This window comes from Caulobacter sp. 17J80-11 (assembly GCF_014349105.1).
Classification (GTDB): domain Bacteria; phylum Pseudomonadota; class Alphaproteobacteria; order Caulobacterales; family Caulobacteraceae; genus 17J80-11.
The window spans coordinates 111209-131535 of record NZ_JACSJI010000003.1 but is presented as its reverse complement, the minus strand read 5'-3'; the positions used below and the strand labels follow the sequence as shown (position 1 = coordinate 131535).

At 70.7% G+C, this 20327-nt stretch carries 21 protein-coding genes; 15 read left to right on the top strand and 6 right to left on the bottom strand.

The annotated features are described in order from the left end of the window. Nucleotides 1–12 precede the first annotated feature (12 nt). Entirely contained in the window at nucleotides 13–243 is a 231-nt protein-coding gene (locus H8B08_RS04670; RefSeq protein WP_187449042.1) for a DUF4170 domain-containing protein, read from the top strand. Nucleotides 244–561: 318 nt separating this feature from the next. On the opposite strand, the gene H8B08_RS04665 is transcribed toward H8B08_RS04670, so the two are convergent. Then, on the bottom strand, nucleotides 562–1230 hold the full coding sequence (locus tag H8B08_RS04665; RefSeq protein WP_187449041.1) for a protein tyrosine phosphatase: 669 nt from the start codon (nucleotides 1228–1230) through the stop codon (nucleotides 562–564). A gap of 103 nt (nucleotides 1231–1333) precedes the next feature. Between H8B08_RS04665 and H8B08_RS04660 the strand changes: the two genes are divergently transcribed. From H8B08_RS04660 to lpxK, 4 genes are read left to right on the top strand one after another with little or no spacing between them, the layout of a single operon-like run. Continuing rightward, nucleotides 1334–3127, top strand: coding sequence for an ABC transporter ATP-binding protein (locus H8B08_RS04660; protein ID WP_187449040.1), 1794 nt, complete (start codon nucleotides 1334–1336; stop codon nucleotides 3125–3127). Between the two features lie 8 nt (nucleotides 3128–3135). Continuing rightward, on the top strand, nucleotides 3136–3807 hold the full coding sequence (locus tag H8B08_RS04655) for a lysophospholipid acyltransferase family protein (protein ID WP_187449039.1): 672 nt from the start codon (nucleotides 3136–3138) through the stop codon (nucleotides 3805–3807). Then, entirely contained in the window at nucleotides 3804–5072 is a 1269-nt protein-coding gene (locus H8B08_RS04650) for a glycosyltransferase N-terminal domain-containing protein (RefSeq protein WP_187449038.1), read from the top strand. Before H8B08_RS04655 ends, H8B08_RS04650 begins: the two co-directional genes overlap by 4 nt. Beyond that, complete coding sequence (gene lpxK, locus H8B08_RS04645; protein WP_187449037.1) at nucleotides 5069–6076, top strand: tetraacyldisaccharide 4'-kinase; 1008 nt, start codon at nucleotides 5069–5071, stop codon at nucleotides 6074–6076. Before H8B08_RS04650 ends, lpxK begins: the two co-directional genes overlap by 4 nt. A 3-nt stretch (nucleotides 6077–6079) precedes the next feature. On the opposite strand, the gene H8B08_RS04640 is transcribed toward lpxK, so the two are convergent. Further along, nucleotides 6080–6577 (bottom strand): Hsp20/alpha crystallin family protein, encoded by a 498-nt coding sequence (locus H8B08_RS04640; RefSeq protein WP_187449036.1) that lies wholly within the window; start codon nucleotides 6575–6577, stop codon nucleotides 6080–6082. Nucleotides 6578–6859: 282 nt separating this feature from the next. Continuing rightward, nucleotides 6860–8155, bottom strand: coding sequence for an amidohydrolase family protein (locus H8B08_RS04635; protein ID WP_187449035.1), 1296 nt, complete (start codon nucleotides 8153–8155; stop codon nucleotides 6860–6862). Between the two features lie 122 nt (nucleotides 8156–8277). Here H8B08_RS04635 and H8B08_RS04630 point away from each other — a divergent pair, with 122 nt between their 5' ends. Beyond that, nucleotides 8278–8979: a murein L,D-transpeptidase catalytic domain family protein gene (locus H8B08_RS04630; protein ID WP_187449034.1), complete on the top strand. Its 702-nt coding sequence runs from the start codon at nucleotides 8278–8280 to the stop codon at nucleotides 8977–8979. A 7-nt stretch (nucleotides 8980–8986) separates the two neighbouring features. Here H8B08_RS04630 and purD read toward each other — a convergent pair whose 3' ends face one another. Together purD and H8B08_RS04620 are read right to left on the bottom strand one after the other, a co-directional pair. Further along, nucleotides 8987–10270 (bottom strand): phosphoribosylamine--glycine ligase, encoded by a 1284-nt coding sequence (gene purD, locus H8B08_RS04625; protein ID WP_187449033.1) that lies wholly within the window; start codon nucleotides 10268–10270, stop codon nucleotides 8987–8989. Between the two features lie 44 nt (nucleotides 10271–10314). Then, complete coding sequence (locus H8B08_RS04620) at nucleotides 10315–10587, bottom strand: hypothetical protein (protein ID WP_187449032.1); 273 nt, start codon at nucleotides 10585–10587, stop codon at nucleotides 10315–10317. Nucleotides 10588–10655: 68 nt separating this feature from the next. On the opposite strand from H8B08_RS04620, the gene xseA reads away from it, so the two are divergent. The 6 genes from xseA (at nucleotide 10656) to H8B08_RS04590 (ending at nucleotide 15320) form a co-directional block, all read left to right on the top strand. Beyond that, complete coding sequence (gene xseA / locus H8B08_RS04615; RefSeq protein ID WP_187449031.1) at nucleotides 10656–12194, top strand: exodeoxyribonuclease VII large subunit; 1539 nt, start codon at nucleotides 10656–10658, stop codon at nucleotides 12192–12194. Between the two features lie 45 nt (nucleotides 12195–12239). Further along, entirely contained in the window at nucleotides 12240–12458 is a 219-nt protein-coding gene (locus H8B08_RS04610) for a DUF2093 domain-containing protein (RefSeq protein ID WP_187449030.1), read from the top strand. Then, a complete protein-coding gene (locus H8B08_RS04605) occupies nucleotides 12431–13279 on the top strand; it encodes a M23 family metallopeptidase (RefSeq protein ID WP_187449029.1) in 849 nt (282 codons plus the stop codon). Before H8B08_RS04610 ends, H8B08_RS04605 begins: the two co-directional genes overlap by 28 nt. A 74-nt stretch (nucleotides 13280–13353) precedes the next feature. Next, nucleotides 13354–13863, top strand: a complete 510-nt coding sequence (locus H8B08_RS04600; protein WP_187449028.1) for a response regulator — start codon at nucleotides 13354–13356, stop codon at nucleotides 13861–13863. Between the two features lie 75 nt (nucleotides 13864–13938). Then, nucleotides 13939–14382 carry a MaoC family dehydratase gene (locus H8B08_RS04595; protein WP_187449027.1) on the top strand — a complete coding sequence of 148 codons (444 nt, stop codon included), beginning with the start codon at nucleotides 13939–13941 and terminating at the stop codon, nucleotides 14380–14382. Beyond that, complete coding sequence (locus H8B08_RS04590; RefSeq protein WP_187449026.1) at nucleotides 14379–15320, top strand: bifunctional riboflavin kinase/FAD synthetase; 942 nt, start codon at nucleotides 14379–14381, stop codon at nucleotides 15318–15320. The genes H8B08_RS04595 and H8B08_RS04590 overlap by 4 nt, the downstream gene beginning before the upstream one ends. Nucleotides 15321–15322: 2 nt before the next feature. Here H8B08_RS04590 and H8B08_RS04585 read toward each other — a convergent pair whose 3' ends face one another. Then, nucleotides 15323–15952, bottom strand: coding sequence for a TMEM175 family protein (locus H8B08_RS04585; protein WP_187449025.1), 630 nt, complete (start codon nucleotides 15950–15952; stop codon nucleotides 15323–15325). A gap of 236 nt (nucleotides 15953–16188) precedes the next feature. On the opposite strand from H8B08_RS04585, the gene ileS reads away from it, so the two are divergent. The 3 genes from ileS to H8B08_RS04570 are packed head-to-tail and all read left to right on the top strand — an operon-like array spanning nucleotide 16189 to nucleotide 20264. Beyond that, nucleotides 16189–19128 carry an isoleucine--tRNA ligase gene (gene ileS / locus H8B08_RS04580; protein ID WP_187449024.1) on the top strand — a complete coding sequence of 980 codons (2940 nt, stop codon included), beginning with the start codon at nucleotides 16189–16191 and terminating at the stop codon, nucleotides 19126–19128. A 27-nt stretch (nucleotides 19129–19155) separates the two neighbouring features. Continuing rightward, nucleotides 19156–19677 (top strand): signal peptidase II, encoded by a 522-nt coding sequence (gene lspA / locus H8B08_RS04575; protein ID WP_187449023.1) that lies wholly within the window; start codon nucleotides 19156–19158, stop codon nucleotides 19675–19677. Nucleotides 19678–19718: 41 nt separating this feature from the next. Continuing rightward, complete coding sequence (locus H8B08_RS04570) at nucleotides 19719–20264, top strand: DUF3035 domain-containing protein (RefSeq protein ID WP_187449022.1); 546 nt, start codon at nucleotides 19719–19721, stop codon at nucleotides 20262–20264. The last annotated feature ends 63 nt before the right edge of the window (nucleotides 20265–20327 follow it).

The following is a 20327-nucleotide window of genomic DNA, read 5'->3' as shown; positions in this document are numbered from 1 at the left end:
AGCGAGCGAACCATGGCTTCCAAACAGCTTCTGCACATCGTCATCGGCGGCGAACTCAAGGACGTCGCCGGCTCCGAATTCCGCGACCTGTCGAAGGTCGAGTTCGTCGGCGCCTATCCGACCTACGACGAGGCGCGCCGCGCCTGGAAGGCCAAGGCGCAGGCCACCGTCGACAACGCGCTGATGCGCTATTTCGTGATCCACGCCCACCGGCTTCTGGACCCGACGCACGACTCGGAATAACGCCGGTCTCCGACTCGCCTTGCGGGCGTAAGCCGCCCGTGAGAGCCTCCCTCGTGGGCGAGTCCGGGGAACGCTCATGACGACCATCATTCTGATCGGAATGGCGGGCTTGCTCGTGGTCCTGCTGCTGCTGGTCCTGGCCACCAAGGCCAAGGGCGGCGCGCAGGACCCGAACGACGTCGGCGACGGCGACTGATTCAGGCCGGCCGCTAGCGCATTTTCCGCCGAAGTGGAGGCCGGTTCGGCGAAGAAAATGCGCTCACTCAAAGTCTTCCCGAACTAAATCCGATCCAAGTGGATCGCATTTAGTTCTAGGCCCTACTCGCGGCGCAGCACCCCTTCGGTGATCAGGTTCCCCCACCACTGGGCGTGGAAATCCTTCTTGATCGCGACCGGATCGTAGGCGTCGCTCTCGACCCACTCGACGAAGCTCAGGCCGGCCGGCTTGCCCTCGGTCAGGTAGCGGGTGAACACGTAGTCCAGCACGCCGGTCTTGCCCTGCTTCACATGCAGCTTCTCAAGGCTGAGCTCGGTCATGGCGATCTCGATCGGCTGGCCGAGATGGAAGTGCCGGTACAGCACGCTCATGATGCCGGCCCGGTCCGCGCCGGACTTGCAGTGCATCAGCACCGGGTACTCCAACTGCGCGAACAGGTCGCGCGCGCCCAGAATGCGCTGGCGCGACGGCGCCTCGCGCGAGCCGATCTTGAAATCGACCATCTTCAGGCCGAACTGCTCGCAGGCGTCCTTCTCCAGCGCGTAGTAGGCGACGTCCGGGAAGGTGCCGCGCAGGTTCAGGACCGTGCGGATCCCCTTGTCGGCCCAGCGCTTCAGCTGGAACGGCCAGGGCTGGTTGGTGCGCACCAGGTCCTTTCCGATCCAGTGGGCGTTCTGGAAGCCCACGCGCAGGAACGCATGGTCGCCCCAGATGAAGTCCCACTGGGCCTTGAACCGCCCCTGCGGCGTGGAAAGGTCGTAACGCGCCAAAACGTCATCTCCGGCCGTGCTGCGGCCGCGCCTACCTAGGGCCCTGAACCCGCTTTGAAAAGCGCGGCTTGACTTCGCAGCCGCCGCATCCGACCGAACGCACATGACCAGCTCCGCCGCGACGGCGAAAGATTCCGAAAGCGCGCGTCCCCTGCTGGGGCGGATTTGGCGCGATTATCTGAAGCCGCGTTGGCCGCTGCTGCTGTTTTCGCTGCTGTGCGCCGCGGCCGTGGCCGGCTTGACCGCCAAGCTCGCGACCGTGCTCGAGCCCGCCGTCAACCAGCTGATGGGCGAAGACCGGAACGCGCGCGCGCTCGTGATCATCCCGCTGACGGTCGTCGGCCTCGCGCTGGCGCGCACCGTAGCCCAGGTGATCCAGGCCCGCATCGTCAACCGGATGGGGCACCGGATCGTCGGCGTCGTGCAGATCCAGCTGTTCGGCAAGCTGGTGCACGCCGACCTGTCGCGCCTGCGAAGCGCCCACTCCGGCGCGCACGTCTCGTCGGTGCTCTACGACGCCAACCTGATCCGCGAAGCCTTCACCAACGGCGTGGTCAATTACACCCAGCAGGCCCTGACCCTGATCGCGGTGGTCGGGGCCATGCTCTACAAGGACCCGCTGCTGGCGGGCTTGGTCCTGGTGGTCGCCCCGGTGGCCGGATGGGTGATCCAGACGTTCCAGAAGCAGACCAAGAAGGCCGCGGTGGGCGCCATGGCCGAGACCTCCAACCTGTCCACGGCGATCATGGAGAGCCTGGACGGGGTGAAAATCGTCAAGATCGAGAACCGCGAGGCTTATGAAGAGCAGCGGGTCGCCGACGTGGTCGAACGCCGCCAGACCCACATCATCAAGGGCGCCGATTCCCGCGCTCTGTCCGCGCCGGTGACCGAGGCGCTGATGATGGTGGTGACCGCCGCCGTCCTGCTCTACTGCGGCTGGCGGGCCGAAAGCGGGGCGATGAACCCCGGCAAGTTCACCTTCTTTATCACCGCCCTGGCCATGGCCTCCCAGGCCCTGCGCCAACTCGCCAATCTGCAAACCGTGCTGGCCGAAGGCCTGACCGCTGCGCAGCGCATGTTCGACGCGCTGGACGTCGAACCCGAGATCAGCAGCGCGGCCGGGGCCACGGCCCTGCCGCCCGGCCCCTGCTCGGTCCGCTTCGAGGACGTCGGCTTCGCCTATCACGAGGACGCCCCGATCCTTCGCGGCGTCACGCTCGAGGCGCGCCCCGGCGAGACCATCGCCCTGGTCGGTCCCTCGGGCGGCGGCAAGAGCACGGTGCTGAACCTGATCCCGCGCTTCTACGACGCGGTCTCCGGCCGGGTGCTGATCAACGACCTGGACGTGCGCCAGGTCGAGCTGGCTTCGCTGCGGGACAGGATCGCGCTGGTCACCCAGGAGCCGTTCCTGTTCGACGACACCATCCGCGCCAACATCGCCTACGCCCGCCCCGACGCGCCGTTCGAAGCCGTGGTCGAGGCGGCCAAGGCGGCCGCCGCGCACGAGTTCATCGAGGCCCTCCCGAAGGGGTACGACACCCCGGTCGGCGAGGCTGGCGGACGGCTTTCGGGCGGCCAGCGCCAGCGCATCGCCATCGCCCGCGCCTTCCTGAAGAACGCGCCCATCCTGCTGCTCGACGAGGCCACCAGCGCGCTCGACACCGAGAGCGAGGCGCGCGTGCAGGAGGCGCTGGAGCGTCTGATGCAGGGCCGCACCACCCTGCTGATCGCCCACCGCCTGTCGACCGTGCGCAACGCCGACCGCATTTACGTGATCGAAGCCGGTCGCGTGGTCGAACAGGGCTCCCACGCCGCCCTCGCCCGCAAGGGCGGCCTTTACGCCCGCCTGGCCAAGAGCCAGAGCCTGGACACCCCGGTGGAGAGCGCCGCCTCGTGAAGCGTCCTATGCGTCATCCCTGGGTCCAGGCCGTGCTGTCCTGGGTCTTCTATTCCTGGCTCAAGCTCTGCTTCGTGACCATCCGCTGGAGCCACGAGAACCGCGCCGCGGTCGAGCGCGTGTGGGCGTCCGGCGGGCCGGTGATCGTGCTGTTCTGGCATTCCCGCGTGGCGCTGGGGCCGGCGGTCTGGGACCACTCGCGCGGACAGGAGATCCGCGCCCTGGTGTCCATGTCGCCCGATGGCGAGTTCTTCGCCCGGGCGATGGAGAAGCTGGGGTTCCCGGCGGTGCGCGGCTCGTCGATGAAGAAGACGGCGACGGACAAGGCCAAGGGTGGCGGCGCGGCCTTCCGCGAACTGCTGCGCTGGCTGAAGAACGGCGGCGCGGTCGCGATCACGCCGGACGGCCCGCGCGGCCCGGCCGAGGAGATGGCCGAAGGCGCCGCCATGCTGGCCAAGACCTCCGGCGCGCCGGTGCTGATGTTCGGGGTGGCCTGTAACCCGGCCATTCGCCTGGGCACCTGGGACCGCTCGGTCGTGCCGCTGCCGTTCTCGCGCGGCGTCGTGGTCTGGGAAGACCCGGTGATCGCCCCGCGCGACGCCGACCTGGACGAGCTGCGGCGCGCCTGGTCGGCGCGGCTCACCCGCGTCACCGACCGGGCCGAGGAGCTGGCGGCGTGACGGTCGCCCTGCGCGCCTATCGGAGCCTGACCGCTCCCCTCGAACCGTTGGTCGGGGCGGTGCTGCGCGACCGCGCCCGGCGCGGCAAGGAGGATCCGGCGCGCCTGACCGAACGGCTGGGCTACGCCAGCCGCCCGCGCCCCGAAGGCCCGCTCGTGTGGCTGCACGGGGCCAGCGTCGGCGAGAGCCTGTCGCACCTGCCCCTGGTCGAGCGCCTGACCCGCGAACGCCCGGACGTCTCGGTGCTGGTGACCTCCGGCACGGTCACATCGGCCGAACTGCTGGCCAAGCGCCTGCCCGAAGGCGTGATCCACCAGTTCGCCCCGGTCGACGCCTCGGGCGTGGCCGACCGCTTCCTGGACCACTGGCGCCCCACGGTCGTCGGCTTCGTCGAGAGCGAGCTGTGGCCGAACCTGATCCTGGGCGCCAAGGCCCGCGGCGCGCGGCTGGCCCTGATCTCGGCCCGGCTGTCGGAATCCAGTCAGCGCAACTGGTCGCTGTTCCCGCAGGCCGCGCGCGAACTGCTCGGCGCCTTCGACCTGGTCCTGCCGCAGGACGTCGACGCCGCCCGCCGCCTGAGCGCGCTGGGCGCCCGCGACGACGGCCGGCTGAACCTGAAGTACGCCGGCGAACCCCTGCCCGCCGATCCGGACGCCCTGGAACGCCTGCGCGCCGAGATCGGCGACCGCCCCGTGGTGCTGGCCGCCAGCACCCACCCCGGCGAAGAGGACATTGTCCTGAAGGCCTTCAAGGCGCTCAAGCAGCGCCCCGACCGGCCGCTGCTGGTGATCGTGCCCCGCCACCCGGTGCGCGGCGCGGAGATCGTCGCCGCGGCCCGCGAGCTCGGTTACGAGGCCCGCCGCCGCGCCGCCCAGGAGCCGCCCGCGGCCGAGGCCGAGGTCTACGTCGCCGACACCCTCGGCGAGCTCGGCCTCTGGTTCCGGCTGGCGCGCACCGCCCTGGTCGGGGGCGGCCTGGTCCCCGACGTCGGCGGCCACAACCCGCTGGAGCCAGCCCGGCTGGACTGCCCGTTCATGTCCGGCCCCTACGTCGACAACTGGGCGGCGGTGTTCCGCGACTTCGAAGCGGCCCGGGCGCTGAAGACGGTGGCCGGCGTGGTCAGCCTGGGCGACGCCTGGGCCGACGACCTCGACGCGCCCAAGGACGCCCGCGCCCGCGCCGCCCGCGCCCGCGGCCTGGCCGACAGCCGCGCCGACGTCGCCGACCGCGCCTACGCCGCGCTGGCGCGCCTGCTTCCGGCATGAACCTGTCGACGCCGCGCTGGTGGTACGCGCGCCAGGGCGCGCCGGCCGCGCGGCGGCTGCTGACGCCTCTGTCGTGGCTGTGGGCCGGAGTCACCGCCCGCAAGATCGCGCGCGCCGTCCCCGTCGATCCCGGCGCGCCGGTGATCTCGATCGGCAACCTGACGGTCGGCGGCTCGGGCAAGACCCCGATCGCGCGCGAAATCCTGCGCCTGCTCCGCGATGCCGGCGTCGAGGCGCACGGCCTGTCGCGCGGCTACGGCGGCAGCGAGGCCGGCCCGCTGCGCGTCGATCCGGCCGTCCACCGCGCGGCCGAGGTCGGCGACGAGCCCCTGATGCTCGCCGGCGACGGCGCCTACTGGATCGCCCGCGACCGCGCCGCCGGCGCGGAGGCGGCGGTCGCGGCCGGCGCGCGGGCGCTGGTGCTGGACGACGCCCATCAGAACCCGACGCTGAGGAAGACCCTGTCTCTGGTGGTCGTGGATGGCGAGACCCGCGGCGGCGAGTGGCCGTTCGGCGACGGCTCGGTGTTCCCGGTCGGCCCGATGCGCGAGCCGCTGGCCGCGGGCCTCGCCCGCGCCGACGCGGTGATCGTGCTGCTGCCGGCCGACCTCGCCGCGCCCGACCCGGAACTGCTGGAAATGTTCGTCGGCAAGCCGGTGCTGGTCGCGCGGCTGGAGCAGGCCGCCCCGCCGCCGCCCGGGCCGCTGGTCGGCTTCGCCGGCATCGCCAAGCCGTGGAAGTTCGAGCGCGCAATCACCACCGCCGGCGCGGAGCTGGTCGCCTTCGAGCCGTTCCCCGACCACGCCGCCTACGACGAGGTCACGCTGAAGCGCCTCGCCGGGCGCGCTGAGGCGTCAGGCGCCGGGCTGGTGACGACGGAAAAGGATTGGGTGCGACTGCCGCCCCGCTGGCGCGCGCGGGTGAGCCCCTGGCGTATCCGCGCGCGCTTCGACGACGAACCGGCGGCGAAGGCGCTCCTTGCGGAGATTTCGCCGCCGGCTTGACGGTCACGCCGCCTTACGGAAAGGCGCGGCCGTTTCGGCTTCGGCGCCTTGCGGGGCCGGGGCCGCTTGCTTGTCGGCCGCCCCGTTGACCGGAATCTTCCGGTACTGGGAGGCCTCGGCCGCCTTCGGAATGAAGACGGTCAGGACGCCGTTCTTGAAGGTCGCCTTGCAGTCGTCCCCGCAGCGGGTGGCATCAACGGCCGGTCCGAGCGCGATGGTGCGTTCGAAATGCCCGTACATGCGTTCGCTGAAGGCTCCGACGCCTTCATGTTCGACGTGTTTGTCGCCCCTGATCATCAGGGTCCCGTCGTCTTCGAGCAGGACTTCGACATCCTTCTCGTCGACTCCGGGCAGTTCGGCGCTGACCTTGTAGCCGGTCTCGGCTTCGTAAATCTCGACCTGCGGCCAGACCGAGGCGGCGGGAGTGTCCGCCCGGTAGGCGTAGGCAGGATAGGCGAGGTCAAAACCGTCGCGGGCCAGGCGCTCGAACAGGCGAGTCATTTCCCTGTTGAGCGTCAGGACGGAATCCATCCCACGCGGGATGAGGTTTCGTTCAGGCGTCCAGGGCGCGAGATCGCGTAGCATCTCACATCTCCTCTCTAAGAGTGGAGCCGCTCGAAGCTGGCGAAGTCGTGGTGTCGTCTCGTCCGAAAGGGACGCGGCGGCGCCGCAGGCTGGGTCGCCTCGGGGGCCGCCGCCGAAGCCCCCTGGAGGCCTCGGCGACAAGAAATATATGGGGTCGCCGCCCCTTCACCCCAAGCGAGGCGGCGACCTTTTTCCAGCTCAGTTCTTGTAGATTTCGCCGCCCTTCATGACGAACGCGACGTGCTCCAGCACGGTGACGTCGGCCAGCGGATCGCCCTTCACCGCCACCAGGTCGGCGGCCATGCCGGGCTTCAGGGCGCCGACCTCGTCGGAGATCTGCAGGTGGTCGGCGGCGCGCACGGTGGCGGCCTGGATGGCCTCCAGCGGGCTCAGGCCCGCCTTCACCAGCAGGGCGAACTCCTGGGCGTTGTCGCCGTGGGCGGAGACGCCGGAGTCGGTGCCGAAGGCGATCTTGATGCCGGCGTCGTGGGCGCGGCGGGCCATGTCCAGCATCTTCGGCCCGGCTTCCCTGGCCTTGGCCGTCTGGGCCGGCGAGAAGAAGTTGTTCGGGCTGTTGGCGACGCGGGTGACGAAGTCGCCGGCCATCAGGGTCGGGATCAGGTAGGCGCCGTTCTTCTTGTAGAGCTTGAACGACTCCGCGTCGGCGAAGGTGCCGTGCTCGATCGAGTCCACGCCGGCGGCCAGGGCGGCGTTGATGCCGTCGACGCCGTGGGCGTGGGCGGTCACCCGGCGGCCCAGCGAGTGGGCGGCTTCCACAATGGCGACCAGCTCGTCGTCGGCCAGTTGCTGGCCCAGGCCCGCCTTGGTGTTGGACAGCACGCCGCCGGTGGCGGTGATCTTGATCAGGTCCGCGCCGTACTTGACCTGCATGCGCACGGCCTTGCGGCACTCGTCGGCGCCCGAGCAGGCGGTCGGCGAGGAGATGACGTGCAGGATGTCTTCGCGGAAGCCGTGGGCGTCGGCGTGGCCGCCGTCCGGGGTGATGGCCGAGCCGGCCGCCAGGATGCGCGGGCCCGGGACCTTGCCGGCGCGGATGCCGTCGCGCAGGGCGAAGATGGCGTCGTTCTCAGCGCCCAGGTCCGCGACGGTGGTGAAGCCGGCCCGCAGGGTCTTGGCGGCGTAGGCCGCGCCGATGATCGCCTGGTCGGCGGAGGACTGGGTCACCTCGTCCAGGCGGGCGTTGGCGCCCTGCTGGCTGGTCAGGTGCACGTGGCTGTCGATCAGGCCCGGCAGGACGAAGCTGTCGCGCAGGTCGACGACCTGGCCTTCGCCGACGAAGCCGTCGCGGATCTCCACGACCTTCCCGTCCACGACCACCAGAGTCTTGTTCGTCTCGACCTTCCCGGTGGCCGGATCGGCCATCAGGCGACCGACCTGGATGAACTTAGCTCCGGCCGGAGCAGTTTGAGCGAACGCAGCGGGGCCGGTCCCCAACAGGGCGGCCAGGCTGGCCGCGACGATCAGACGCTTCATGAATCCCCTCCAACAATACGAAGTGCAGCATAAGGCCGCAGCCTCAGACGCCAAGGGCGCCTTTCGTTGGCCCAAAGGACTCGCCCAAATAGCGAAAGTTTAGCGTTTTCGAGAGTTTGTAAATGGACCTGTCGCGTCGAGGACTGATCCTGGGGTGCGCGGCCCTGGCCGGATCCTGTGCGACGGCCGGTCGGCGTCCGTCTCCGGTTCTGCAAGCGGCCGCCCCGCCGCCCCCGACCGCGCCCGTGCTGCCTCCGGCCCGCGCGACGCTCAACGTCGTGGCTGCGGCGCAGACCAATTACGACCCCAAGGGCTGGATCCGCCAGCCGCTGCTCCAGGCCGGCCTGGAGGCCTACGAGCGTCACGGCCGAAGCCTGACCAACCGCGACCGGATCTACCTGGTCGATTTCAGCAAGCACTCCAGCCAGCAGCGCCTGTTCGAACTGGACATGCACTCGGGCGACGTGCGCCGCTTCCGCACCGCCCACGGCCAGGGGTCCGATCCGAACCACAGCGGCTTCGCGCGGCTGTTCTCCAACGTGGCGGACTCGCACGCCTCGTCGGTCGGCGCGTACGTCACCGGCGGCCCGGGCATGGGGGCCAAGCACGGCCCGAACACCATCCTGGAAGGCCTGGACCCGACCAACTCGGCCGCGCGCGCCCGGGCGATCATCGTCCACGGCGCCGACTACTGCGAGCCGGCGTACCTGGAGACGCACGGAAAGCTGGGCCGCAGCTACGGCTGCTTCGCCACCGCCAGCGCCGACCTGCAGACCCTGCGCCCGCGCCTGGGCGAGGGGCGGCTGCTGTTCGCGGCGGCGTGAACCTGACCTAGCGCTGGCGCGCCAGCTCGCGCCAGCCGATGTCGGTGCGGTAGAAGCCGCCCGGCCAGTCGATCTGGCCCACGGCCGCATAGGCCTTGTTGCGCGCCTCGGCGAAGTCGGCGCCCAGCGCGCAGACGTTCAGCACGCGCCCGCCGGCCGCGGTCAGCGTGCCGTCGGCGCGCCGGCTGGTGCCGGCGTGGAAGACGGTGACGTCGGGGCCGAAGTCCTGCTCCGCCCCACGGATCACCGAGCCCGGGATCGGGCTGTCCGGATAGCCGCGCGCGGCCATGACCACGCAGACCGCCGCCTCGGGGCGCCATTGGGGCTGGCCGACCTTGGCCAGGTTGCCGGTGGCGGCCGCATGCAGGAACGGGACGATGTCGCTCTTCAGGCGCATCATCAGCACCTGGCATTCCGGGTCGCCGAAGCGGGTGTTGTATTCGACCAGCCGCGGCTGCCCGCCCTCGCCGATCATCAGGCCGGCGTAGAGCACGCCGCGGAACGGCGCGCCCTCGGCCGCCATGCCCCGCACGGTCGGCTCGACGATCTTCGTGCGGGCCGCCTCGACCACCGTGTCGGTGAAGGCCGAGGTCGGCGAATAGGAGCCCATGCCGCCGGTGTTGGGGCCGGCGTCGCCGTCGAAGGCGCGCTTGTGGTCCTGGGCGCCGCCGAACAGCAGGGCGCGCTCGCCGTCGCACAGGGCGAACAGCGAGGCCTCCTCGCCGGCCATGAACTCCTCGATCACCACCCGCGCGCCCGGGCCGCCGCCGAAGCGGCCGCCGATGCGGGCCTCGATCTCGGCCTCGGCGTCGCGGCGGTCCGGCGAGATGGCCACGCCCTTGCCGGCGGCCAGGCCGTCGGCCTTGATCACGTAGGGCGGCTGGAAGTTGGACAGGAAGGCCTTGGCCTGCGCTTCGTCCTCGAACACGCCGTAGGCCGCGGTCGGGATGTTGTGCCGGTCGCAGAACGCCTTGGTGAAGGCCTTGGAGGTCTCCAGCTGCGCGGCCTTGGCGGTCGGCCCGAAGCAGGGGATCCCGACGGCGGCCAGACGATCGGCCAGTCCGGTCTCCAGCGCGGTTTCCGGTCCCACCACCACCAGGTCGGCGCGCATCTCGCGCGCCAGCGCCACCAGGCCGTCGACGTCGGTCGCCTTGACCGGATGCAGCTCGGCCAGGTGGTCCATGCCTGGGTTGCCGGGCGCCACGACCAGGCGCTTCACCAGCGGGGACTGTTTGATCTTCCAGGCCAGCGCGTGTTCGCGGCCGCCGGAACCGACGACGAGGATGTTCATGCCCCGCGTCTCGCCCGCGTCGCGTGCGCGGTCAAGCGGTCGCGTCACTTCAAGAAGGTGAACGCCAGCGCCACCAGCAGCACCGCCCCGACCATCAGCAGGACGAGGCCCGGTCCCAGCCGCCGTTCTGGCGTCCGCGCCGGCTCGACGGGCTCGTAGGTGTCCATCTCGTCGGCGGTCAGTCCGGCGGCGGGGTCGAAGACGTCCATCTCGTCGGCCGAGAGCGCGGCGGCCGGGTCGGCCTGCAGTTCTGCGGGCGCGGCGGGCGGATGCGGGGGCGGGGAAGGCTCGGACAGCGGCTCCGGAACGCGGGACATACGCGGTGATCCTTTCGCGGATCGAACGAGCGGCGCGACGGCCCGTTCCGATGCGCTATAGGTCGGGGATGTCCCTGGTCGATTCAGCTCCGCAGAACGAAGGCAACGCGCCGTCCTACTCGGTGTCCGAACTGGCGATGGCGCTGAAGCGCACGCTGGAGGACGCCTACGGCTTCGTGCGCCTGCGCGGCGAGCTGTCGAAGGTGACCCGCCACTCCTCCGGCCACGTCTATCTGTCGATCAAGGACGAACGCGCCTGCATCGACGGGGTGATCTGGAAGGGTCAGGTCCGCGGCCTGAAGGCCCAGCCCGAGCAGGGTCTGGAGGTGATCGTCACCGGGCGGATCACCACCTTCCCGGCCTCGTCCAAGTACCAGATCGTCATCGAGACCATGGAGCACGCCGGCATGGGCGCGCTCCTGGCCCAGCTGGAGCGGCTGAAGGCCAAGCTGCACGGCGAGGGGCTGTTCGCCGCCGAGCACAAGCGGCCGCTGCCGCGCATGCCCTCGACCATCGGGGTGATCACCAGTCCGACCGGCGCGGTGATCCGCGACATCCTGCACCGCATCCGCGACCGCTGGCCCTGCCGCGTGGTGGTCTGGCCGGTGATCGTGCAGGGCGACCAGGCCGCCGCCCAGGTGGCCGCCGCCGTGCGCGGCTTCAACGCCCTGCCGGCCACGGGCGGGCCCGTGCCGCGCCCCGACGTGCTGATCGTCGCCCGCGGCGGCGGCTCGATCGAGGACCTGTGGCCGTTCAACGACGAAGCGTTGGCCCGCACGGTCGCAGAAGGGCGCATCCCGCTGATCTCGGCCGTGGGGCACGAGACCGACACCACCCTGATCGACTACGTCTCCGATCGTCGCGCCCCGACGCCGACCGGCGCCGCCGAAATGGCCACGCCGGTGCTGGCCGAACTTAAGGCGGCCACCGCCGACTATGAGCGCCGGCTGATGCGCAGCGCCGCGCGCACGCTGGAGGACCGCCGCCATCGGCTCAACGCCGCCGCTCGCGGCCTGCCGCGACCGGCCGACCTGCTGGCCATGGCCAGCCAGCGCTTCGACCTGGTCGCCGGCCGTCTGGCCTCGGCGCTGGAGCGCAACACCGCCGCCCACGAGCGCGACCTGCTGCGCTGGGCCTCGCGTCTCACCCCGGGGCTGCTGGATCGCCCGCGCCGGCTGAAGGCCGAGCGGCTGGCCGAGCTGTCGTCCCGCCTGGACTCCGCAGCCCTGCGCGCCCGCGAGAACGCCGAGCGCCGCGCCCGCCTGCCGGAGCTGGACGAACGCATGGCGGCGGCTGTCGGTCGGCGCCTGCGCATGGCGTCCGACCGGCTGGCCTCGCTGGACCAGCTGCGCAATTCGCTGGACCCGAACCGGCCGCTCAAGCGCGGCTTCGCCCGCGTGCACAAGGCGGACGGCGCGCTGGCGCATGGCGCAGGCGAGCTGACCGCCGGCGAAGCGGTGCGCCTGGTCTTCCACGACGGCGACCGCGCCGCGGTGGTCGACGGCGAGGCCCCGCCCGCGCCGCCGACGCCCGCCCCTAAGCCCACGGCCAAACCCGCGCCCAAGCCGGCGGCCAAGCCCGACACGCGGCAAGGCGACCTGTTCTGACGCGCGGGGTTCCGCCCGAACGGGCGAACCACTAGATTGGCGGCCATGAACGCTTTCGATCGAGACCTCGGGGGACAGGCGGTCGTCCATTACGGCGACGGCGAGTACGTGGTGCTCAAGCCCGGCCGCTACGTGCTGTGCGCGGTGAGCGGCGAGCAGATTCCGCTCGACGGCCTGCGCTATTGGAACCCGAAGCTTCAGGAAGCCTACGCCGGTCCGGAACAGGCCCTGAAGCGATGGAAAGAGCTGAACGAAAAGGCCTGACGCGCCGCGGCGCGCTGGCCTCGGCCGCGGCGCTGGGCTTGGCCGGCCCGGTGCGGGCCGCCGACCTGCCGCTGTCGGGCCGCTCCGTCCAGGGCGGTTTCCTGTTCGGCCGCGCCCGACCGGGCGCCGAGGTCCGGCTCGACGACACCGTCGCCCAGGCGGCCCCTTCAGGACTGTTCGTGATCGGCTTCGACCGCGACGCCGCGCCCAGCGCGACGCTGGAGGTGCGCGGCGGGGCCGACGCCTTCGTCCGCGCCCTGGCCATTGAAAGGGGCGCCTTTCCCGAACAGCGCATCGACGGCCTGCCGCCGCAGACGGTCGAGCCGACCGACCCGGCCGTGCTGGAGCGTATCCGCCGGGAGACCGAGGTGAAGGCCGCCGCCTTCGCCAGCATCGCACCCGGCGACGACTTCCGCGACGGCTTCGCCTGGCCGCTGAGCGAGGTGCGGGTGACCAGCGCCTGGGGCTCGCAGCGCATCCTCAACGGCACGCCCGCGCGTCCGCACTACGGCCTCGACATGGCCGCTCCAGTCGGCGCGCCGATCCGGGCCCCGGCCCCGGGCCTGGTGGTGCTGGCCGAGCCGGACATGCACTTCGAAGGCGGCATCACCGCCATCGACCACGGACAAGGCCTCATCTCCATCTACCTGCACCAGTCGGCGCAAGCGGTCCGAGCGGGCGATCGGGTCGCGCGCGGCCAGCTGATCGGCGCGGTCGGCAAGACCGGCCGGGCCACCGGCCCGCACCTGTGCTGGCGCATGAAGTGGCGGGGCCGCAACCTCGATCCCAGCCTGATGGTGGGGGCCCGCGCGCCCGCCTGAACGCGTTCGTTCGGAGGAGACTTCGAGCCGACTCAAGGGCATAGTCCCCCTTCCGCCCACCCCGCCGAGCGCTGATGGCCCTGGACGCCCTCGACATCCTGCTGGTCGACGACAATCCGTACATGCGGCGGATCGTGGTCGCCGTGCTGCGCGGCGCGGGCGTGAACAATATCCGCGAGGTCGGCGACGGCTCCGAGGCCCTGACCCAGTTGCGTCACCGGCCGGCCGACATCGCCATCGTCGACTTCAACATGTTCCCGCTGGACGGGGTGCAGTTCACCAAGCTGGTGCGCAATTCGGCCGACAGCCCCAATCCGTTCCTGCCGATCATTATGATGACCGGCCACTCCGAGCGCTCGCGCGTGGTCGAGGCCCGCGACGCCGGCGTGACCGAATTCGTGGTCAAGCCGGTCACCGCCAAGGCGCTGCTGAGCCGGCTGAACGCGGTGATCTTCCATCCGCGTCCCTTCATCCGCACCGAAAGCTATTTCGGCCCGGACCGTCGTCGGCAGCCCGACCCGGCCTACGCCGGCCCGCTGCGTCGCTCGACCGACCGCGCGGCGACCGACTACGTCGCGATCTGAAGGCGGTCACGCCGCCCCTCCCCTTCGCCGGAAAACGCGCTAAACACCCCGCCTGCTTGCGGAGTGGATGATCCGATGTCGGAAGGGCTGTTTCTCGAGGACCTGGCCGTCGGCCGTCGGGTCGAGGTCGCGCATGTCGTCACCGACGCCGACATCGTGAAGTTCGCGGAGGCCTCGGGCGACTTCAACCCGGTCCACCTCGACGAGGCCTACGCCCAGACCACGCCGTTCAAGGGCCGCATCGCCCACGGGATGCTGTCCGGCGCCTTCATCTCCGCGGCCCTGGCCAACAAACTGCCCGGGCCCGGCTCGGTCTACCTGTCCCAGAACCTGAAGTTCAAACGCCCGGTGCGCCCGGGCGACGAGGTGGTCACCCGCATCGAGGTGACCAAGCTGGACGAGCGCCGCGGCTTCGTCTGGCTCGACACCACCTGCCTGGTGAACGGCAAGGCCGTGGTCGAGGGCGAGGCCATGGTGCAGGCGCCGCGCCGCGCCAAGGCGGAAGGCGCCGTCGCTTGAGCCTGACCGTCGTCAAAGGCTGGCGCGACCTGCCGGCTGAGGTCCGCGGCGCGTCGGTCGCGCTCGGCAATTTCGACGGCGTGCACCGCGGCCACCGCCGCGTGATCGCCGACGCCGCCCAGGCCGCCGCCCGCCTCAAGGCGCCGCTGGGGGTGATCAGCTTCGACCCGCATCCGCGCCGGCTGTTCCAGCCGGACGCGGAGCCGTTCCACGTCATGAGCCTGGGCCAGCAGGCCCGCGCACTCGAGGCGCTGGGCGTGGACCTGTTCTACGTCCTGCCGTTCGACGCCGAGATGGCCGCCATGAGCGACCACGCCTTCGCCGAACAGGTGCTGGCGCAAGGCCTGGGCGCGCGCCACGTGGCCGTCGGCTTCGACGTCACTTACGGCAAGGGCCGCACCGGCAGTCCCCAGTCCCTGGCCGAAGACGGCCGGCGGCTGGGCTTCAGCGTCTCGGTGGCCGAGCGGGCCGCCGACGACCGCGACGTGAAGTACTCCTCCTCGGCGGTGCGTGACGCCCTGAAGGCCGGACGTCCCGAGGAGGCGGGCGAGATCCTGGGTCGTCCGTTCGCGATCGAGGGGCAGGTCGTCCACGGCGACAAGCGCGGCCGCACCATCGGGTTCCCGACCCTGAACGTGTCCCTGAGCGACTACGTTCGCCCGGCCTTCGGAGTCTACGCCACCCGCACCCGGCTGGAGGACGGCCGCGAGGTTCCGGGCGTCTCCAACCTGGGTCGCCGCCCCACCGTGAACGGCGCCGACGAGCGGCTGGAGACGCACCTGTTCGACTTCGACGAGGACCTCTACGGCCAGACCGTGGAGACGGCGCTGCTGGCCTTCCTGCGCCCGGAGCAGAAGTTCGACGGCCTGGACGCCCTGAAGGCCCAGATCGCCGCCGACGCCCAGGCCGCCCGCGACCTGCTGCTGCCGCCCCTCTAGGGTCAGGTCTTCCAGATCCACGGCAGCCGCGGCGCGATCACGTAGTTCAGCTGCACGAGGAACAGGAAGGCGATGCTCCAGCCCGGGTGGATCAGACACAGGGCCGCGCCGACGGCGTAGAGCGACTGGGCGACCACGATGCGCCGCTTCACCGCGAGCGAGATCTCCTCGGACACGTCGGGCTTCAGGACGGCGGCGCCGACCGCGTAGATCCAGGTGGCGTAGAGCATCCCCCCGAGCAGGGCGATGTTCAGCCAGTAGATCACCAGCGCCAGCCGATAGGTGATGAACTCGGCCAGGAGGCCGGTCGAGAACGGCATGGTCGCCGTCGCGGCCAGGAAGCCGAGGTGAAGCCAGGTCAGGTTGCGGTCGCTGCGGGCCAGCTGGTTGAGCTGGGTCTGCTGGCCGACCCAAAAAATCCCCAGCGTCATGAAGCTCATCAGGTAGGTCACGATCGGCGGCGCGAGCGCGACGAGCGCGCGCACCAGCTGCGCCTCCGACCGGATCGCCCCGGGGTCCGGCACCTCGATCTGCAGCACGATCAGGGTCATGGCGATGGCGAACAGGCCGTCGCTCAGCGCCGCCAGACGCTCCACGCCGCTTCCGGCGATGCGGTTGTAGGTGCGCTCCATGGGCTGACAGCATCGACTCCGGCCCCGGGGTTCCTGGCCGGCGGCGGCGTCCGATCAGCCGACGGGCCGCCCTTCCCCCTCCCCCTGCCCTCTGTTACACCGCCGCGCATGGCTCTTCGGACCCTCCCCGCGAAGCGAATTACTTCCCCGGCGTGACGCCGCCGGGACGTGTCCCAGCGCGCGCCGGGCTACCCGCTTTCGCACCATTTTCGTCCGAACTTCCGCCGGGACCTGTCATGGCCGACGACGTCAAATCCGCCCGCGATTACCGCGACACCGTTTTCCTGCCCGAAACGCCCTTCCCCATGCGCGCGGGCCTGCCCCAGCGCGAGCCGGAGACCCTGGCCCGCTGGGAAGACATCAAGCTCTATGAGACCCTGCGGCGCGAGCGCCAGGCGGCCGGGGCGCCGCTCTACGTGCTGCACGACGGCCCGCCCTACGCCAACGGGGCCATCCACATCGGCCACGCCCTGAACAAGACGCTGAAGGACTTCGTGGTCCGCTCGCGCTTCGCCATGGGCTACGACGTCGACTACGTGCCCGGCTGGGACTGTCACGGCCTGCCGATCGAGTGGAAGATCGAGGAGGAGTTCCGGGCCAAGGGCCGGCGCAAGGACGAGGTCTCCAAGGCCGAGTTCCGCGAGCGCTGCCGCGCCTACGCCGCCGAGTGGATCGACAAGCAGCGCGTCGAGTTCAAGCGGCTCGGCGTGCTGGGCCGCTGGGAGCGCCCCTACGCGACCATGGACTTCGCCACCGAGGCGGCGATCGTTCGTGAATTCCACGCCTTCAAGAATTCCGGCCAGCTCTACCGCGGCTCCAAGCCGGTGATGTGGAGCCCGGTGGAGCGCACCGCCCTGGCCGACGCCGAGGTCGAGTACCACGACCACGTCTCGCCGACCGTTTGGGTGCGCTTCCCGGTCGTGCAGGGCCAGGACAGCGCCGTCGGCGCCGACGTGGTGATCTGGACCACCACCCCCTGGACCATCCCGGCCAACCGCGCCGTGTCCTACGGCCCCGACATCGCCTACGGCGTCTACGAGGTCGAGGCGATGGAGACCGACCTGCCGTTCGAGCCCTGGGCCAAGCCCGGCGACCGGCTGATCGTCGCCGAGAAGCTGGCGGAGGACGTGCGCCAGGCCGCCAAGATCGCCGAATGGCGCAAGGTCGACCGCTTCGACCCGCAGGGCGCGGTGCTGAGCCACCCGCTGGCGGCGCTGGACGGCGGCTACGGCTTCAGCGTGCCCATGCTGGCCGGCGACCACGTCACCGACGACGCCGGCACCGGCTTCGTGCACACCGCGCCCGGCCACGGCGCCGACGACTTCGACGTCTGGCGCGCCCACGGCCACCACGAGATCCCCGACACCGTCGATCCGGACGGCGCCTACTATGCGCACGTGCCGCTGTTCGGCGGCCTGAAGGTGCTGGAGACCGAGGGCAAGAAGGCCGGCAAGTTCGGCCCGGCAAACGGCGCCGTCGTGGAGAAGCTGATCGAGGCCGGCCGCCTACTGGCCCGCGGGCGGATGGAGCACAGCTATCCGCACAGCTGGCGCTCGAAGGCCCCGGTGATCTTCCGCAACACGCCGCAGTGGTTCGTGCGCATGGACGGCCAGCCGCTGCCGTCCGGCCGGAGCCTGCGCGACACCGCCCTGGACGCCATCGAGGCGACCCAGTTCTTCCCGGCCGCCGGCAAGACCCGCATCCGCTCGATGGTGGAAGGCCGGCCCGACTGGCTGATCAGCCGCCAGCGCGCCTGGGGCACGCCGCTGGCCATGTTCATCGACAAGAACACCGGCCAGCCGCTGCACGACGCCGACGTGGACGCCCGCATCGTCGCGGCGATCACCGCCGAAGGCGCCGACGCCTGGTTCACCAAAGACGCCCGCGAGTTCCTCGGCAACCACGATCCCGAGCGCTACGAGAAGGTCGAGGACATCCTCGACGTCTGGTTCGACTCCGGCTCGACCCACGCCTTCACCCTGGAAGGCCGGGCCGACAGCCGCTGGCCGGCCGACCTCTACCTGGAAGGCTCCGACCAGCACCGCGGCTGGTTCCAGTCCTCGCTGCTGGAAGCCTGCGGCACGCGCGGCCGCGCGCCCTACGAGGCGGTGCTGACCCACGGCTTCGTGCTCGACGAGGCCGGGGAGAAGATGTCGAAGTCCAAGGGCAACGTCGTCGCCCCGCAGGACGTCGCCAAGGAGAGCGGGGTCGAGATCCTGCGGCTTTGGGTGGCCCTGTCGAACTACGAGGACGACCTGCGGATCGGCAAACAGATCCTGCAGACCACGGTCGACGCCTACCGCAAGCTGCGCAACACGCTCCGCTACCTGCTGGGCGCCCTGGCCGGCTTCGAGGAGGCCGAGCGGGTCGGCTACGAGGCCATGCCGCCGCTGGAGCGGTTCGTTCTGCACCGCCTGCAGGAACTGGACGGCCAGGTGCGCGAAGCCTACGGCGCCTATCGCTTCTCGGACGTGATCCGGCCGGTGGCCGAGTTCTGCTCCAACGAGCTGTCGGCTCTGTACTTCGACGTCCGCAAGGACAGCCTCTATTGCGACCGTCCCGACAGCGACCGCCGTCGCGCCGCGCGCACGGTGATGGACCTGGTGTTCGAACGCCTGACCATCTGGCTGTCGCCGCTCGTGCCCTTCACCACCGAAGAGGCGTGGACAACGCGCTTCCCGGAAGCCGGCTCCAACTGCCTGCGCGTCTTCCCGGAGACGCCGGAGCAATGGCGCAACACGCCGGAGTTCGAGCGCTGGACCCACATCGACCGCGGCCTGCGGGTGGTGACCGGCGCACTGGAGGTCGAGCGTCGCGAGAAGCGCATCGGCTCGGCGCTGGACGCCGCGCCGACGCTCTACACCGTCGACGCCACCCTGCTCGACGCCTTCGCGGGCGGCGCGGGCCTGCCCCCGGTCGACCCGGCCGAGGTGTTCCGCACCAGCGCCGCGAAGCTGGAGAAGGTCGACGCGGCGCCAGCGACCGAAGGCCTGTTCGCCATGCCGGAGATCGCCGGCGTGTGGGTCGCCCCGCACAAGGCCGAAGGCCGCAAGTGCGCGCGCTCCTGGCGGGTGCTGCCGGAGGTGGGGACCGATCCCCGCTATCCGGACCTGTCCCTGCGCGACGCCGACGCGGTGGCCTGGTGGGACGCGCGTCGAAACGAAGCGGTGGCCTGAGGCACAGGTTCGGGGTTTAACACGCACATGGACCTAAAGACTCAAACCTCCCGGCAGGGGCGCATGGCCTTTGCGATCGCCGCCAGCGTGATCGTGCTCGACCAGCTCTCCAAGGCCTGGATCCTCTACGGGGTGAAGCTGCGCGAGCGCGGCTTCGTCGAACTGACCCCGATCTTCGACCTGCGCATGGTGTGGAACCAGGGCATGAGCTTCGGGCTCGGCCAGTCCGGCGGCCAGTTCGGCCGCTGGTTCTTCACCGTCTTCGCCGTCGGCGTGTCGATCGCCATCGGCTGGTGGGTGCGGCAAACCACCTCCCGCTGGACCGCCTGGTCGCTGGGCCTGGTCATGGGCGGGGCGCTGGGCAACGTGATCGACCGCGTGCGCTTCGGCAAGGTGGTCGACTTCCTTGATTTCTCAGGGCTGATGTTCCCGTGGGTGTTCAACGTGGCCGACAGCGCCATCACCGTGGGCGTCATCCTGCTGCTGGTTGAGACCTTTTGGCCCAGCGCGCGGGAAGTGTTGGCTTCCCGCCGGGATCGGGTTAACTGACGATTGAGCACTCCCACCGGGACGGGTCTTCGGAGCAGGGCATGAATATCAACCGCGTGATCACCGTGGCGATCCTGACGGCGGCGGCGCTTGGCGCCACGGCCTGCCAGTCGACCCGCCAGGCGCTCGGCATGACCAAGGTCACGCCGGACGAGTTCCGCGTCGTCTCCAAGGCCCCGCTGGTGGTGCCGCCGGACTTCGCCCTGCGTCCGCCGACGCCGGGCGAGCCGCGCCCCGAAGAGCTGCAGCCGGAAAGCTCGGCGCGTCAGGTCCTGCTGGGCCAGCGCCAGAACCAGATGCGCTCGGAAGGCGAGAAGCTGCTGGCCGCCAAGGCCGGCGCCGACAAGGCCGACCCGCTGGCCCGCTACGTCGTCGACGACGAGAACGGCGACCTGGCCTACAAGGAAAAGAGCTTCGCCGACAAAGTCCTGTTCTGGAAGAACGACAAGGGCGAGGCCGCGCAGCCGACCGAGAGCGCCGATCCGGTCGACGCCGCCAAGGAAGCCGAGCGGGTCAAGGGCCTGACCGGAGGCCAGCCGGTGGTCATCGCCAAGAAGGAAAACAAGCTGAAGCTGCCGGGCCTCTAAGCCGCAGCCTCAAGCGACCGCTTCAAGGGCCGACTCGGGATATCCTGAGCGGCCCTTTTGGTT

What these genes read in the sequence shown, in the direction of transcription:
- H8B08_RS04570 (WP_187449022.1), top strand. Translation starts at nt 19,719, where the DNA reads ATGAATATCAACCGCGTGATCACCGTGGCGATCCTGACGGCGGCGGCG.
- H8B08_RS04605 (WP_187449029.1), top strand. Translation starts at nt 12,431, where the DNA reads ATGGAAAGAGCTGAACGAAAAGGCCTGACGCGCCGCGGCGCGCTGGCC.
- lpxK (WP_187449037.1), top strand. Translation starts at nt 5,069, where the DNA reads ATGAACCTGTCGACGCCGCGCTGGTGGTACGCGCGCCAGGGCGCGCCG.
- purD (WP_187449033.1), bottom strand. Translation starts at nt 10,270, where the DNA reads ATGAACATCCTCGTCGTCGGTTCCGGCGGCCGCGAACACGCGCTGGCC.
- H8B08_RS04655 (WP_187449039.1), top strand. Translation starts at nt 3,136, where the DNA reads ATGCGTCATCCCTGGGTCCAGGCCGTGCTGTCCTGGGTCTTCTATTCC.
- lspA (WP_187449023.1), top strand. Translation starts at nt 19,156, where the DNA reads ATGGACCTAAAGACTCAAACCTCCCGGCAGGGGCGCATGGCCTTTGCG.
- H8B08_RS04600 (WP_187449028.1), top strand. Translation starts at nt 13,354, where the DNA reads ATGGCCCTGGACGCCCTCGACATCCTGCTGGTCGACGACAATCCGTAC.
- xseA (WP_187449031.1), top strand. Translation starts at nt 10,656, where the DNA reads ATGTCCCTGGTCGATTCAGCTCCGCAGAACGAAGGCAACGCGCCGTCC.
- H8B08_RS04635 (WP_187449035.1), bottom strand. Translation starts at nt 8,155, where the DNA reads ATGAAGCGTCTGATCGTCGCGGCCAGCCTGGCCGCCCTGTTGGGGACC.
- H8B08_RS04670 (WP_187449042.1), top strand. Translation starts at nt 13, where the DNA reads ATGGCTTCCAAACAGCTTCTGCACATCGTCATCGGCGGCGAACTCAAG.
- H8B08_RS04620 (WP_187449032.1), bottom strand. Translation starts at nt 10,587, where the DNA reads ATGTCCCGCGTTCCGGAGCCGCTGTCCGAGCCTTCCCCGCCCCCGCAT.
- ileS (WP_187449024.1), top strand. Translation starts at nt 16,189, where the DNA reads ATGGCCGACGACGTCAAATCCGCCCGCGATTACCGCGACACCGTTTTC.
- H8B08_RS04630 (WP_187449034.1), top strand. Translation starts at nt 8,278, where the DNA reads ATGGACCTGTCGCGTCGAGGACTGATCCTGGGGTGCGCGGCCCTGGCC.
- H8B08_RS04610 (WP_187449030.1), top strand. Translation starts at nt 12,240, where the DNA reads ATGAACGCTTTCGATCGAGACCTCGGGGGACAGGCGGTCGTCCATTAC.
- H8B08_RS04585 (WP_187449025.1), bottom strand. Translation starts at nt 15,952, where the DNA reads ATGGAGCGCACCTACAACCGCATCGCCGGAAGCGGCGTGGAGCGTCTG.
- H8B08_RS04595 (WP_187449027.1), top strand. Translation starts at nt 13,939, where the DNA reads ATGTCGGAAGGGCTGTTTCTCGAGGACCTGGCCGTCGGCCGTCGGGTC.
- H8B08_RS04640 (WP_187449036.1), bottom strand. Translation starts at nt 6,577, where the DNA reads ATGACTCGCCTGTTCGAGCGCCTGGCCCGCGACGGTTTTGACCTCGCC.
- H8B08_RS04660 (WP_187449040.1), top strand. Translation starts at nt 1,334, where the DNA reads ATGACCAGCTCCGCCGCGACGGCGAAAGATTCCGAAAGCGCGCGTCCC.